This is a genomic window from Bacillus sp. FSL K6-2944, from assembly GCF_038005385.1.
Classification (GTDB): domain Bacteria; phylum Bacillota; class Bacilli; order Bacillales; family Bacillaceae_G; genus Bacillus_A; species Bacillus_A cereus.
Map to the genome: position 1 here is coordinate 44,105 of NZ_JBBOTE010000005.1, position 13,958 is coordinate 58,062.

A 13,958-nucleotide genomic window follows, 5' to 3' on the forward strand; every position below is an offset into this window, starting at 1 on the left:
TTTTATCTCTATTATTATGGAATAGCAATCTATAAAATAGTATTTTTTACTCAGAAGCTTATTGTTACATGTTATTATAATGTGGAGAAATACACGCCCTGATTTTTAAGGAGCGTGTATTTCTCGTTGTATATAATTAGTGAAGCTTAAAAATTCCTTGTATAGCATATTGTATTTATAATCGAAAAAATTTAGGTATTCAATTAATTCTTTATCTAACAGTTCTTTTTTTTCTGGCGATAAAACGCCAAGTTGCTCCTGGATGTGTTGGACTTTTACCTGTATATCTTGTTGTATTTGATCTGTTTTGATTGTTGATTGAATTTCCTTTTTTGCATTTTCATTTAATTGTAAAGAAGGGATATTAGTATTAGTTTCTTGATCACTAAGCCCTATTAAATAATCAGAACTAACATTAAACGCTTTAGCAATAGCACATAGAATATTATAAGGAGGTTCTGAACCTTTATTTTCCCAATTGGAAACAGAAGAAACACTAAAGGGTGAATCTACAAATTTATTTATTTCTTCAGCTAATTCCTTCATTGTCCAACGTTGTTGTTGTCGAAGTTTTTTTAAGCGGTCATTGAAAATAGGCAAGTTAAAACATCCTTTCATATATTAAGTTGATATTTTGTCGTAGTAAAAAACAGAGTTAAACTTAGCGTTCTGTTGTTATTTTCAGATTTTTAGTAATTTGTAATAAAAATTTGGTATTTTATAGTATACACCACTTGAAAAGTGATGTATACTTAGCAATAATTACAAAGAAAGGAGGTTTTTGAAGTTAATGTTAATACAAGAACGTAACGCCAAAAAACTGTCTTTATTACAATTAGGTAGACAATTAAATATAAAACCCCAAGTATTGTATGCTATTGAAAAAGGAACTGTGGGCGTCAATGCAATTCGTGCTAAGGCAATTTCAGAAGCTTTTAATAAGCCAGTAGAACATTTTTTTATTCCTACTTATTATAAAGTGAAAAAGCAATAGAAAACAAATTAATAATAGTATCATATTTATTATTCTTTATTCATTATAGTAAAAAAAACTAACATTTCAAATGGAATTACTGGTTTTTGGAAACTAAACATATATATTAAGGGGCTAGTACGATGGTAATCTTCCAACACCTGTACAGCCAAAGTAACTACAATCATTCAAAGAAAGGATGAAGTATAGTGGTGAAATATCGATTAGGGTATGACTATGTATTCATACCAAACGAACCAATTGTGAATAAAGGAGAAGACGTGAGCTCTATGAGTGTCGATGTTTTGTTTCAAGTATTTGATGAAAACGGACAGGAGCGATTGTTTGAAGGAAAGGAATTGACAGACCAACGTCTTCTCTTGAAAAATGGAGCAACTTGTTATCTAACAGGTAACTACTCAGCCACCTTTCGGTGTCTTTTTTAAATTTTACTAGTTTCATATGCCTCCCATTTGTAAATACTGAGTATATCAAACAGGGGAGGTGAATCTTATGGTCGATCGAAAAATTATTTTAGATACATATAAAAAAGGACCTGAAGCTGTTATTTCTTTATTTGAAGAAACATTTTCTAAGTTAGAAAAACGTATACAAGAACTAGAAAATGCTTCAAAAAAAAACTCCAAAAATAGTCATAAGCCACCTTCTACAGATGGTTTGGGTAAGCCCGTTACAAAAAGTTTGCGCAAACCGTCTCATCGTCAAACGGGTGGCCAGTTGGGCCACAAGGGACATACTCTTGGTTTGACAGCGACTCCAGATCATACGATTACACATTCTCCTACATATTGTACTTGTTGTCATACTTCCTTGAACCACGAGCCTGTAAAAGGGTATCGCATTCGCCAAGTGTATGACTTACCACCTATTCAGATCGAAGTGACAGAACATAAAGTAGAACAGAAAGAATGCCCACATTGCCATTCTATCCAAGAAGCCCAATTTCCTTCGACAGTATCTCGTCCTGTTCAATATGGTCCAAATATAAAAAGACTGATTCCCTATTTAACGCATTATCAATGCATTTCTTTGAAGCGAACAAAAGAATTCTTTCAGGATTGTTTTGGACATTCTATAAGCGAAGGAACCCTGGTAAATCATACACAGGCTTTCGCTTCTCAATTGCAGCCATTCATAAAAGAAGTAAAGGAAAAGATTCTGCAGTCTCCTGTTGTCCATTTTGATGAAACTGGTATGCGTGTAGAAAACAAAACACAATGGTTACATACTGCCAGTACACCGGAGGTGACATTGCAACATATTCATCAAAAACGTGGAAAAGAAGCAATGGATGCTGGAGAAATCTTGCCATCTTTTTCTGGAATTGCGATGCATGATGGTTGGAAATCGTATGATGCGTATACAGATTGTCGTCACGTTTTATGTAATGCCCATCTCTTACGAGATTTACAAGGAATTATAGATAGTACTGGAGAACAATGGGCACAACAGATGCAGAAATTTCTAACGCAAGCGTTGACGATGAAAAAGCAATCCGAAGGTACCATGCCAAAAGCGACGCAAAAGAATCTGTTTATTATGTATCAATCCATATTGAAAGAACAACAGATTCTTTCCACGAAACAAAAGAAGAAAGGAAAGCAGACGCCTTCTCAAAATTTATGGAATCGCTTCGTCAAGTATTCTGACAGAATTCTAGCGTTTTTAGAACATCCAGCCATTCCATTTGATAACAATCAAGCAGAACGGGATATTCGGATGACGAAAGTAAAACAGAAAGTGTCTGGGACTTTCCGAAGTAAGAAAGGCGCAGAATCTTTTTGTCAGATACGAAGCTTTATGAGTACCATGAAAAAACAAAAACAATCGGTCTTACAAGCGATAAACCAAGTCATAGAAACTAGAACGGTTCCTTGGAATAACACGACTTCATAAGAGAATTTCTCTATTTGGCATAGATTCTTTCTCTGATTGGAGTATTTTCTTTTCATGTTTTCGAATCGGAAACATGTATTTGGCCTGTTTTTTTATTTGAAGAAGCTGAGTAGTTACTATAACCCTTTTTTGACGGCATCTAGCTCTTCTAATTTTTTGTACAGTTGTTTTTCTTGTTTGGATAAACGATTGTACGATATGTTTGTTTCTTTTGGTTTGTTTTGGTCAGCTGTCGATAGGTTATCATAGACTTCTTTTACTTTTTTGGCTTGGTCTGGTGTTACCTGTTGACGAACTTCTTTCAAATCTTGTTCTGCTTGTTTGACTTCTTCTTTGTTTAAGACAACTATTTTTCGTTCTACTATATTTTTTAATGCTTTTTCAATGACATTTGCCTGTGTTGCGGAAAAGAAAAAGGAATAATCCTCTTTACCGTTTCTCACTACAGAAAAATCTACGCCTAATTTTTTAGCTCTTTTTGATAATCTTGCAATTGTTGCTTTGTCAAATTTTCATCTAAAGCAATGACGCCCCCACTTTGTGCATGTTTTTTTATCAGGTCGCTAATTTTTTGTTTCCCGACTTTTGTATTGTTATCTAGGATGTAATCTTGAGGCTGATTCTCGTTGTTCTCGAGTAATTTTGTTAAGGATTGTGCAACGATTTCCATCGCAATCCGTGTATTCTCGTCTACAGTCACCATATCGATTCCCTGCCTTTCGTCAGTTCTTCTATAAATCATACCATTTTTCGGTCAAAGATGATATAATTTTCAGAAAGAATTACTGAGGTTTTAGGAAAAGGCAAGCTATGGGATTACCATGGTAATCCCCAAAAATGTTGTTTTTGACTTGCTAGGAAGTTTCCTAGAACCTTTACCGTTTTGAAAGACGAAAAATGTAATTTTGAGGCTTTCAAAACGGTTGTCGCTTCGCTCGATTAATTATAAAACTGGTGGTGAAATTATGACATTTATTCATAAAACATATCTACAAATAACTTTAGATGAACAAGATAAAGAAATGATAAAAAATAAAGCAGAAGAATTAGGTTATAAAACGGTATCTGCGTTTCTTATTGACAGCGCAAAAACACATTTCAGACTGGAAGTCGATATGAAAGTATATAGGGATTTGACGAAAGAAATAAATTACATTGGTAAGAATATAAATAGCTTAATTAGAAGGATTCATACAGATGGCATTTACACGGATCAGGATATGGATTTTCTTAAAGTGAATCAGAAAAAAATTATCAAAATCATTCAGAAAGAATATGATCGATTATTGGATTTGAAAACCAAGTTTACTAGCGATAGTTTGACTAAAAAACAGAAGAAACAATTAATAGAATCCTTATCAGAAAATCAAATTCCACTCCCAAAAAAATTAGTATTAGAAGAAGTATATGAAAAGATAAAAGAAGATTTTATGTATATCATAGCAAGTATAGAAAACTCGCCAGCACAAAGTAAAGGAGTGGCAGAATATGTGTGGCAATATGTATATGGAGATACGCTGTATACATTAGAGGATAATCGACTCATAGAATTTGCAGATAAGATTTTTATGTTTTCACAAAAGTTAAAATTCAAGTTAGCTAAACTGGATCAAATTTTTGAAGATAAAGATTGGTATGAATTAAAAGATATACTAGATGAATATGAAATTTATTAGGTAGGGATTGATATCAATGTCAATTGTTAAAATACAAAAGGTCATGAATTTACAAGCGCTCATTCGTTACGGTATGCAAGAACATAAAACGAATGAGGAATTGGTTACCTCGTATGAGTGTTCGATAGAAACGATAGATAGGGATTTTAAAAGTGTTTTCGTTGACTATAATGAAAAGAATCATTGTAGTAAAGATGTGCGTGCCAGAATGATTATTCAATCGTTTGATAGCGACGATAATCTGACACCAGAACAAGTGCATCAATATGGTGTAGAATTTGCTGATAATTATTTAAAAGGCAATCATCAATATGCAGTGATTACACATATAGAAACAGAGAATTTACACAACCATATTATTTTTAATGATATCGATTTTACTACATTAAAAATGTTTGATTCTAAGCGTGTGAATACGTTAGACCGATTACGAGAAGAAAATGATAAAATCTCGGAAAAGTATGGTTTGTCCATCATTGAAGAAGGGAGAAAGGGAAGGAACAAGTATGTAGATTTTAACGAGTATGTAGCTAGAGCAAAGAAGAAATCTTTCAAAGGAAGTTTAGAAGAAATGATTGATAAAAACATATCAAAATCAAATTCATTCCATGAATTTTTAAGGTTTATGCAACAAGAAGGATATGAGCATAAGCAGGGGAAATATTTATCATTTTTGAATCCAAAGTCAGGAAAGTTTATGCGGACAAAAACATTGGGTTTTCATTACCTTGCATCCTCTATACAGTTTAGAATAGAAAACAAAGATTATTCACCCATTCAAACAAGTATCATGAACAGACATTGGATAGACAAATCACATGAGAAATTTAAAGAGAATAAGGGACTTCAAAAGTGGGCTACGAAACAAAATATTCATTATCTACATGAGTTAAGTTCTAAGATGTATCAGCTAAATGTGTCCCTTTCGGAACTAGATGAACTGGAAGCAACGAAAGAAGCGTTAATGGACAGTTTTGAAAAGCAACTTTTAGGTATAGATCATGAGATTTTTAGATTAAATAAAATGAAGGGGTGTTTCCATATTTATAAAAAGAGTCATCCTTTGATTATTGCTTATAAAAAAGCTGAAAATAAAAAGGCATTTAAACAAGAACGTTATCATGAATTTAAAGAGTATGATGTTGCAAAACGTGATATGAATTATCTCAAAAAGAATTATGGTATAACAAATGAATCTGAATTACAGGATAAGTTGTCACGCATGACAGAAAATCGAAATGTATTGTATGGAAGTATAGGGAAGGAACAAGAGATAGAAGAAAAGAAACAAGAGCAATCTAAACACCAGCACCGTAGAAAAGAAAATGAAAGATGATTCGGGAGATTGTGTAAGAGTTCGTTGTTTATAGATTGCTAGAATCTGAATAGCAGGATACAATCATACAATGTGACAGCATGTTTAAACAGATAGGGAGAGAGGTATTGTATGTATCCAAAATGGATTGACAAAATGGCATTTTCAAAAGCGCATAAGGAGTTATTGATTCAGTTGTATAGCAAGCAAATCACACGAAGAGAATATGATTCCATGGTGAATGAGCTATATGTTTTAGATACAAGGGGAATCTTAAAATAAAAGAGTTCAAAAATGAATTTGAAGGATTTTTTGAAGTGGAAATAGAATGGGGTGGCTGTAATGAGGGGAAATAAAAAAGAAGAGCAAATACAGAAAATTATGCTCATGCAAGAAGAAATCAAGCTATGGATTCAATATGTATTTCAGCAATGGGAGAGCAAGAAACAGGAACAGTGCAATTCATTTCCCAAATTAGCGTATATAGAGACAGTAGCATTTGAAAGCTCAGAAGCATATCAAGAAATACAAAGACTTTCTGTAGAATTGATGCGAGACATGACAACCTATAAAAGAGAGAAGTTGTTGGTACAAGTAACGGAATTGCATCAGCATATGCAAAGCATTGTGTCAGCTGTCCTAGAAACGATACAAAAATATTCTGTATCCTAATATAAAGCGATATCTCATTTGAAAAAGTGTTGTAAGTGAACAGTACGTAATAAAAAAGAGTAGCTAATAATGGCTACTCAAAATGGAATACATATTATGGATGATTAACAGTGTTCTCATATAAGTTGTACTTTATACAAAAGGTTAAGAAAATTATAGGTGTGTGCATCCTTTGTCTGTTTTATTTTAAACATGCTGTTTCGATTTGAATGGAAAATTGATATTGCTCGTGTGATTCTTCTTCTAACAGAGTAGCAAGGGCTTGTAATTGGTGAATGACTTTCTGTTTTGATTTACGACCTGTATAGTGGATATGAAAGGATTCTGGAATAGAAGACTCTATCGGTGCTGACGGAATTGTTGTCGGTTCAGTTTCTGGTATTACGGGTACTTCTTGTATGGGAATGGTTGGTGGAAGTATTTGCGTTTGAGCTAGTTCGGTGGAATGAGTATATTGTAGATTGCTAGGTGTATCTTCTTTGGGAGTAGTCTCTTCTTTCCCTTTTCCTTTTCGTTTTGCCTGCATGTGCCCTTGGGTTGTAATTTCATGTTTTTTATACAAATCATAGAGTTTATTTTTATAGGTTCCTAATCCTTCTAAGATTTCTTTGATTGAAAAGTGCTCTTTCCAATATTGTAGTCGCATCTTTTGTTCTTCCACAGGTAGTGCTTCTAAAGAAGCCAATGGCAAGAATGTGTTGAGTTCCTCAATTTTTACGATTTCTGTCAATGAAAATCACTCCTCTTAAAAATTGATATGGTGTACAAATTCTATATGAGAACAAAATCTCCTTTGGAAAAGAATGGGTGAGTCGAAAATTAAAAATCTTTTCTTATAGCGCACGAAATATATTGTGAAATTTCAGAATATTTACTTTTAATTTATTTCCTGCTGTGATATGATGTTTCCAACCCTTTCGTATGACATGATTTGATATGTTTCGCAAATAAAAAGGGAAAAGAGGAGGAATATAAGTATGAAACGATATAAGGTAATCAGTGCTACAGCTTTAGCAGCGATGTTAGTAACAGGTTCATCTACATTCGTATTTGCTGCAGAAAAAGAAACGACCACGCAACAAGTCGTAGAAGCATTTCATGTATTCTCACCCCATTTTATTGAACAAACGAAAAATCTAGATGCTATTCCTATGAATAATCTCGATAAAGCGGTTCAAGCTGCTTTGTTAGGACCTGAAATAAAAAAATTAAAAGTATTTGACCATGAATTTAATGTGAAACCAGCTTACATTTCGAAACTAGGCAATCAAACTATCGTAAATGGTCAAATTTCACATCATTTAAGTTTTCGTTTAGATGATCAAGTCTATTATCGCTTTGTAAAAGAAGATGGGGTAATCAAAAATTTAGAAATTAAAATCGATCGTGGTGGATGGACAAAAATTACAGCACCTATTGGTGCAATCATTGCTCAATATTTTGGCGTTCCGATTACACCAGATCTCCTATCACAAATTGGCCAACAATTAGGAGCTTTAACAGATGGAAAATGGGAATATGCTTCGGAAGCGATTGTTGCTGCAATTGGTTTATATGTAGAATAAACGGTATTAATTTCTTTTATATTATTTCATAACAAAAAGGTGGGTTTTATCCAAGAACTACTTGCTTGTTTCTCATATAGTTCGAAAAGTGTGGAATGGAGATATGCAAAGTTACATATGACAAACGCTCCATCAATCGTATAAGATAAAGCAAATATGGCAAAAAGAAAAAGTTTCAAAGGGGAGGAATTGAGATGTCAATTGCAATCGCAGTCTTAACATTCATTGGAGGAGTTGCTCCATTAGTTACACAATTGTTAAAAGCATTTATGTAGTTTATCGTTTCTAACATGTTGAAAACGTGATAGAATATGATTGTCTGTTATTTGTTTTCATTCATTTGCCCCTTTGGGGCTTTTTTATATAAAAAAATAAACACCACATCCGTGGTGTTTAAGGAGAAGATCATCTGAATTTAGTAAAAGTATTAGTATCTTGTATTTTACAGGAAATTATATATATTGGTATTGAGAAAGTTATTCTCTAAATTCGAGATAACAAACAATACATGCAACGATTATCCCCATAATGAGATAACCCAATAGAATATCTATGCCAAGTACAAACATGATGTTTCTTCCCATCTATTGGTTATTTTGCTAGTTGAGTTTCATATTCTTTTACTAATTTATAGAAAGAAGAACGTTTAATTTTATATTTTGGTTCTGGTGCAAAAATAATAAGGATATAAAAAAGAACGAAAGATTCCTAGCGGAATGGAACTTTATGCTGTTAAACCAAAGATTTCATTGATAAGATACATTTGCTTTTGGACAGACTTCTCCCCCTGGAGGGTTTGTCCTTTTTTGATCATATGCATAGCTTCTATTCCAGCGATCATTTTTGTAGCTGTTTGCAAGGATTTCAATCCAAGCATATTCCGAATCCGTTTTTTGATAAATCGATGATCTTGCTCAATGATATTGTTTAAATATTTTTTCACACGAAGTGGTATACCCTGTGGTATACATTTCTCTTCCTTTAGTTCACGTATCGCAACAGGATAGGCCTTATCTCCATCAGCAGTTATCGAACGAGGCTTTGTGGCATGACAAGAAGCCAAGGCTTTCTTTAGAAAACGCTTGGCAGCCTTCGTATCTCGTTTACAACTTAAATAAAAATCAATCGTGTTTCCTTCAGAATTGATCGCACGATATAAGTACATTTTTTCTCCTTTGATTTTGATGTATGTTTCATCCACTCGCCAAGAATCATTGGTTGATTTCAAATGTGTTCGAATCCGTTCATTTAATTCTGGTCCATATTGATGAACCCAGCGCATAATGGTTGTATGGGCTAAGGAGAATCCTCGTTCTTCCATCATTTCCACTAAATCACGAAGACTTAAGTTGTACCGTAGGTACCAACGTACTGTTAGCAAAATAATATCGGGCTGGTAATGCTTCCATTTGAATATATTTTCTTTTTCCATACTGGTCACACACCTTTTTTAAGTAGTAGTACCAGTATAGTCTAGTTTGAAAGAATACTTTCAAATCATTTCGATTTTTTGCACCAGAACCAAGAGAAACACACACCATCCGTTTTAGTAGATTATGAAACGGATTTAGAACAATATGACCGCAAACTCTATCCAACATTAGAGAGGAGCTCATTCTCACTATGATACATAGAAATCTACAAGAAGCTTGTAAAGTATTCCATTTGAGTTCTATTTTAGAGCATTATGATGATGTTGTATTTGAAAATAAAGAACAATTCTTAAAGGATATTTTAAACTTAGAAATTGAAGCTCGACAAAGTAAGAAAGTATCAACTTTAATAAAAAAAGCAAAGTTTAGAGAGCTAAAGTGGTTAAAAGATTATGAATGGGGTGAACAAATTCATTTACCTTCTACGACAAGCAAAGAACATATTAGTGAGTTGCGATTTTGTGAAGGAAAACAGAACCTTTTATTACTTGGATCTCCTGGAACTGGTAAAACACATTTAGCAAGAGCGTTAGGTTTAAAGGCCTGTGAACAAGGATATCAAGTGAAGTTTTTCCGAGTAGCGGATTTAGTAGGTATATTAGAAGAAGCTTTAAAACAGGGGAATTTAACTCGTATAAAAAAACAAATTGAATCATGTGATCTATTAATTTTAGATGAACTAGGTTATGTACCGTTTCAAAAACCAGGAGCGGAGCTCCTATTCCATATTATTGCCGACTGTTATGAACAAAAAAGTGTGATAGTTACTTCTAATTTAGAATTTGGTCAATGGAATCGAGTGTTTGGTGATAATCGATTGACTTCGGCATTGGTGGACCGTTTGGTCCATCATGCCCACATTATTGCATTTACAGGAGAAAGCTATCGTTTACGCAATGCGTTGTCTTCTGGAAATACTAAAATTACCATTTAAAAAATCGAGCTGCTAGCCTCTGCACTTTTCGCTGCAACTCTCTGTATTTTCCGCTTGCACAAAACACTCAGGGCTAAGTACAGTACCTGTAACTGCGTGAAGCCTGCTACATAATCTGACTAAAGGATCACTGGCCACTTTTTGGCTGATCCAAATACAAATGGTAGCTAAATCTGATCCTGAAAACTTGCGCTTTCGCTCTATAAACTTCATCTCTCTTGTGAGTTCTTCCAAAAATTCAGGTGTGGTATAGCGCTGTAATTCTTCCGCAAATGGTTGTAACTCCTCTTGAATCGAGAAATTCATAAAAAACGTCACCCTTTCTCATTTATATTATGTAAGAAAGAATAACGTTTTTTTGTACTTGGGGGGTAGTAAAAAGCCTTAAGTTGATGGGCATGTATCGTGAGGCCTGTTAGGCGATGCTGGTTCTACCCCTCATACTGATCACACACCTTTATAGAGTAATACTATCAGTATGTCCAAGGTTTTGAGATTACTTGCAATTAACCTAATTTTTTTGCACCAGAACCAAATGATTCATGCTATTTATAAACAAAAGAGAAGTCATATTCCAGACTTCTCTTTTTCGACGTACAAGGGAGGATGACGATGTTGTCATAGCCCAAAACGAATTCTATCTTACTATTCACAATTCAAAATTCCTTCGGTATTCGTACAAGTATCTGTACCAGGTCCAGCATCCCCTTGATCAAAACCATTCCCACCATCAACCGTATCATTATTTCCATTTAGCGTAGGTGTTATATTTACATTACCATTCTTAACATCACCATAAATCCTATCATCTCCACTTCCACCATTAATTGTATCACGCAAAGCATTAATAGTAGTTAGATTTCCATTCAAAGTTTCAAAATCACCATACATAATGTCTTCACCAGGACCCCCATCTAACGTATTTTGACCATCATTCACTAATACGGTACCTATAAGAGTAGTAGTAAATGTCTTCGTCCAGCCATACATGGTATCATTTCCTTCCCCGCCATTTAGAATATCATTACTAGATCCTAGGTCCGTAACAGCTGTAGTAACATTAAAATTCATCACACCCCCACTAATAATATCATCACCGGAACCGCCATCTATATAATCATTACCAGCCGCAGCGCCTACAGCAAGAAGCGTATTAAAATTATAAAAATCCCCCATCAATATGTCATTCCCACTTTCACCAAAAATACGATCGTTTCCACCTAGAAAGATACCAGTAGCATTTTCAAATTCCCCATAAATTGTATCATTTCCGTTTCCACCACAGATAATATCATCTCCTTCTAACCCAGAGATACGATCGTTCCCATCTAATCCTACAATCACATCAGTTCCACTTGTTCCTTGAATTACATCATCACCTGCTGTTCCAATAATCGTAGCGGTTTTACCATCACATGTTGGTACAGATTGAGCATAAGACGGCAATGAAAAAGTAAATAACGCAATGAATGGTAATATACTCCATACAACTAAACAAATCATTTTAACTGTTTTCAATTGTCTATTCCTCCTTTATATAAAAACATTATTAGTCTATTTAAGCTTGCTATCATTAATTACTGTTCTGGTTCAAAAAACTAATGTTTATGACGGAAATTTCCGAATTTTAAACATGCTAGATAAGTCAAAATGGATGTTTTAACAGGCGGTTACAACACTTGTATGATCTTACTTTAATAATGGTCCATCACTAAGCTATTCATGCAGTGTGTTAAAATATCTAACTGGGCCCCCTATAAAAGATGTGTGATTCGTATAGAGAAAAAAAGACGTTTAAGTAGAAACATTATCGACCAGCTATCACGTTGTTAACTATATGGTTGATACCTACGATGTAATATAATCTTTCGTGATTTAGGTCTGGATAACGTATACGATTCTTTTTTGATAGATGATTTCTACTTCAGTATTTTTCGGGGATATTCCTTCTTTATTTATGATTTAATGATTGATTATTTAACCATTCCATTAGAGTCATTTTACCATCAAATACTTCATTGTTATATACGTAAATCCATGACCAATGTCCATCATATTCGTATGGTGTGCCATCTTCTTTTTTGTACAAACCTGACGTGTCAACAACGTTGTCAAATAAGGACAAGTGCACATTTTTTGCGCCAGCATTTATCAGACGATTATATGTCGGAATGACAAAATCCTGAACCGGTATAGCTGTATCTGTTTTAGCGGCAACAAACCAAATCGGAATATCTTTCATGCGCTGGATATCTCCATTAGAAATCAGTCGATCACTTAACGCTTCACATGTTGGAAAGGCAGCTGCAAAAGATTTAGGGAACTTTCGGATTATATTCATTGTCATGTAACCGCCGGCAGAATTCCCACCAATATAAATTCGGTTAGGATCAATATCTTTATGTAGAGCAAGATAATCTTGAATCAAATTCATAAGAGGTTTTTCATATTTGGAAGTCCCATCACCGCCCCTTGTAACCCCATCCATCCAGTAGGTTGGGGTTTGCGGGACTAAAACATACGCACCATCGAAATAAGATTGTATATGACTGGATGCAAAGTTGGCCGCTTTATTTGCAGCAAGTGGAACTGTGGGATCTGTTCCCCCTTCCCCTCCACCATGTAACCAAATAATTAAAGGATTTTTCTTATAATCTGTAGCGGGTTTAAAATCTGCATATGTTAACGTAACATCATCATAAGTAGCTTTCCCTGTTGAAAATTTATCTACTAAATCTATGGATCCACCTGCATAGGTATCAATAAGTAGTCCTGATATTTTCCCACCTGGTGTCACAATATCTTTTTGTTGCGTAATTCTATACTTACTATGAATCCAGTCCTTTGAAAATGATTGCTCATCAAAATGCATTGGTGATCCTAAAGATAGAGACGGACCAATTTCCATTTCTAACACGACATGGCTTCCTCTTTTATCAGCAGGATTCCCTTTCTTGTCCGCGACATAAGCGCTTGTCACTTTCCGGTACCCTTTCTCCAACAGAGGATCTGCTAAGCGATTGTCACTTCTAGTCACATGTACTTTAAACGTATCTGTTGTAACAGATTTAGCAGGAACCATTTTACCTACATTGACAATCACCTTTGTTATCACTGCGCCCCAATCCTTTATTTCTGTAATAGTTTGATAGGAGGGCGACTTCGTCTTCATTTCTTCAGCCAATGCTCCCGTACAGAATGAAAAAATTGTTCCAGTTACTACCATACATAATAAAGCCATTGTAATTATTTTTTTCACTCTCTTTATCATAAAGTGATTACCTCCCAGTTTTTTTAAGATTCTTTCATTATTTTTGAAGTTAGAATGTTTTTATCCGATTCTAAGAATCGACGAGGGCAATATATTGGTTTGTATTGATGTGTTCCCGTTCGGTTTCCGATTGTCGTATCATCCATTGAAATACCAGGTAAAAGGAAAATAAATATGTTTAAAATTTTTGATACATGGATCA

15 protein-coding genes and 2 pseudogenes are annotated in these 13,958 nt (G+C 34.3%); 9 read left to right on the plus strand and 8 right to left on the minus strand.

Going from position 1 to position 13,958, the window contains the following annotated elements; genetic code table 11:
• Nucleotides 1–105: 105 nt before the first annotated feature.
• The gene (locus MHH55_RS32700) at nt 106–600 is read right to left on the minus strand and encodes a helix-turn-helix domain-containing protein (protein ID WP_078187536.1); all 495 of its coding nucleotides are present in this window, start codon (nt 598–600) and stop codon (nt 106–108) included.
• Nucleotides 601–790: 190 nt separating this feature from the next.
• Here MHH55_RS32700 and MHH55_RS32705 point away from each other — a divergent pair, with 190 nt between their 5' ends.
• The 3 genes from MHH55_RS32705 (at nt 791) to tnpC (ending at nt 2,890) form a co-directional block, all read left to right on the plus strand.
• On the plus strand, nt 791–994 hold the full coding sequence (locus MHH55_RS32705) for a helix-turn-helix domain-containing protein (protein WP_016112096.1): 204 nt from the start codon (nt 791–793) through the stop codon (nt 992–994).
• Nucleotides 995–1,182: 188 nt separating this feature from the next.
• Complete coding sequence (locus tag MHH55_RS32710) at nt 1,183–1,419, plus strand: hypothetical protein (protein WP_254849781.1); 237 nt, start codon at nt 1,183–1,185, stop codon at nt 1,417–1,419.
• Nucleotides 1,420–1,486: 67 nt separating this feature from the next.
• Entirely contained in the window at nt 1,487–2,890 is a 1,404-nt protein-coding gene (tnpC, locus tag MHH55_RS32715) for an IS66 family transposase (protein ID WP_100910632.1), read from the plus strand.
• A 116-nt stretch (nt 2,891–3,006) separates the two neighbouring features.
• On the opposite strand, the gene MHH55_RS32720 is transcribed toward tnpC, so the two are convergent.
• Nucleotides 3,007–3,384, minus strand: a complete 378-nt coding sequence (locus MHH55_RS32720) for a DUF3801 domain-containing protein (protein WP_233936963.1) — start codon at nt 3,382–3,384, stop codon at nt 3,007–3,009.
• A complete protein-coding gene (locus tag MHH55_RS32725) occupies nt 3,351–3,593 on the minus strand; it encodes a hypothetical protein (RefSeq protein ID WP_233936953.1) in 243 nt (80 codons plus the stop codon). Before MHH55_RS32725 ends, MHH55_RS32720 begins: the two co-directional genes overlap by 34 nt.
• Nucleotides 3,594–3,855: 262 nt before the next feature.
• On the opposite strand from MHH55_RS32725, the gene MHH55_RS32730 reads away from it, so the two are divergent.
• The 3 genes from MHH55_RS32730 to MHH55_RS32740 all read left to right on the plus strand — a co-directional run bounded on the left by MHH55_RS32730 (nt 3,856) and on the right by MHH55_RS32740 (nt 6,553).
• A complete protein-coding gene (locus tag MHH55_RS32730; RefSeq protein WP_233936955.1) occupies nt 3,856–4,566 on the plus strand; it encodes a hypothetical protein in 711 nt (236 codons plus the stop codon).
• A 16-nt stretch (nt 4,567–4,582) separates the two neighbouring features.
• On the plus strand, nt 4,583–5,902 hold the full coding sequence (locus MHH55_RS32735) for a relaxase/mobilization nuclease domain-containing protein (protein WP_233936956.1): 1,320 nt from the start codon (nt 4,583–4,585) through the stop codon (nt 5,900–5,902).
• A gap of 321 nt (nt 5,903–6,223) precedes the next feature.
• The gene (locus MHH55_RS32740; RefSeq protein ID WP_043935167.1) at nt 6,224–6,553 is read left to right on the plus strand and encodes a hypothetical protein; all 330 of its coding nucleotides are present in this window, start codon (nt 6,224–6,226) and stop codon (nt 6,551–6,553) included.
• A 181-nt stretch (nt 6,554–6,734) separates the two neighbouring features.
• Here the strand turns inward: MHH55_RS32740 and MHH55_RS32745 are convergent, their stop codons facing one another.
• Complete coding sequence (locus MHH55_RS32745) at nt 6,735–7,283, minus strand: hypothetical protein (protein WP_233936958.1); 549 nt, start codon at nt 7,281–7,283, stop codon at nt 6,735–6,737.
• Nucleotides 7,284–7,524: 241 nt separating this feature from the next.
• On the opposite strand from MHH55_RS32745, the gene MHH55_RS32750 reads away from it, so the two are divergent.
• Nucleotides 7,525–8,118 (plus strand): methyltransferase, encoded by a 594-nt coding sequence (locus MHH55_RS32750; RefSeq protein ID WP_176116744.1) that lies wholly within the window; start codon nt 7,525–7,527, stop codon nt 8,116–8,118.
• A gap of 724 nt (nt 8,119–8,842) precedes the next feature.
• Here the strand turns inward: MHH55_RS32750 and MHH55_RS32755 are convergent.
• Nucleotides 8,843–9,550: an IS6 family transposase gene (locus tag MHH55_RS32755; protein WP_078187744.1), complete on the minus strand. Its 708-nt coding sequence runs from the start codon at nt 9,548–9,550 to the stop codon at nt 8,843–8,845.
• 191 nt (nt 9,551–9,741) lie between these two features.
• Between MHH55_RS32755 and istB the strand changes: the two genes are divergently transcribed.
• A complete protein-coding gene (gene istB / locus MHH55_RS32760; RefSeq protein WP_176116684.1) occupies nt 9,742–10,485 on the plus strand; it encodes an IS21-like element helper ATPase IstB in 744 nt (247 codons plus the stop codon).
• A 36-nt stretch (nt 10,486–10,521) separates the two neighbouring features.
• On the opposite strand, the pseudogene MHH55_RS32765 reads toward istB, so the two are convergent.
• A pseudogene (locus tag MHH55_RS32765) lies at nt 10,522–10,791 on the minus strand (IS4 family transposase); the annotation flags it as partial.
• A 226-nt stretch (nt 10,792–11,017) separates the two neighbouring features.
• On the opposite strand from MHH55_RS32765, the pseudogene MHH55_RS36610 reads away from it, so the two are divergent.
• A pseudogene (locus MHH55_RS36610) lies at nt 11,018–11,095 on the plus strand (IS6 family transposase); the annotation flags it as partial.
• A gap of 35 nt (nt 11,096–11,130) precedes the next feature.
• Here the strand turns inward: MHH55_RS36610 and MHH55_RS32770 are convergent.
• Nucleotides 11,131–12,003, minus strand: a complete 873-nt coding sequence (locus MHH55_RS32770) for a calcium-binding protein (RefSeq protein WP_078187746.1) — start codon at nt 12,001–12,003, stop codon at nt 11,131–11,133.
• Nucleotides 12,004–12,436: 433 nt separating this feature from the next.
• Nucleotides 12,437–13,756 carry a prolyl oligopeptidase family serine peptidase gene (locus MHH55_RS32775; protein ID WP_078187747.1) on the minus strand — a complete coding sequence of 440 codons (1,320 nt, stop codon included), beginning with the start codon at nt 13,754–13,756 and terminating at the stop codon, nt 12,437–12,439.
• Between the last annotated feature and the right edge of the window lie 202 nt (nt 13,757–13,958).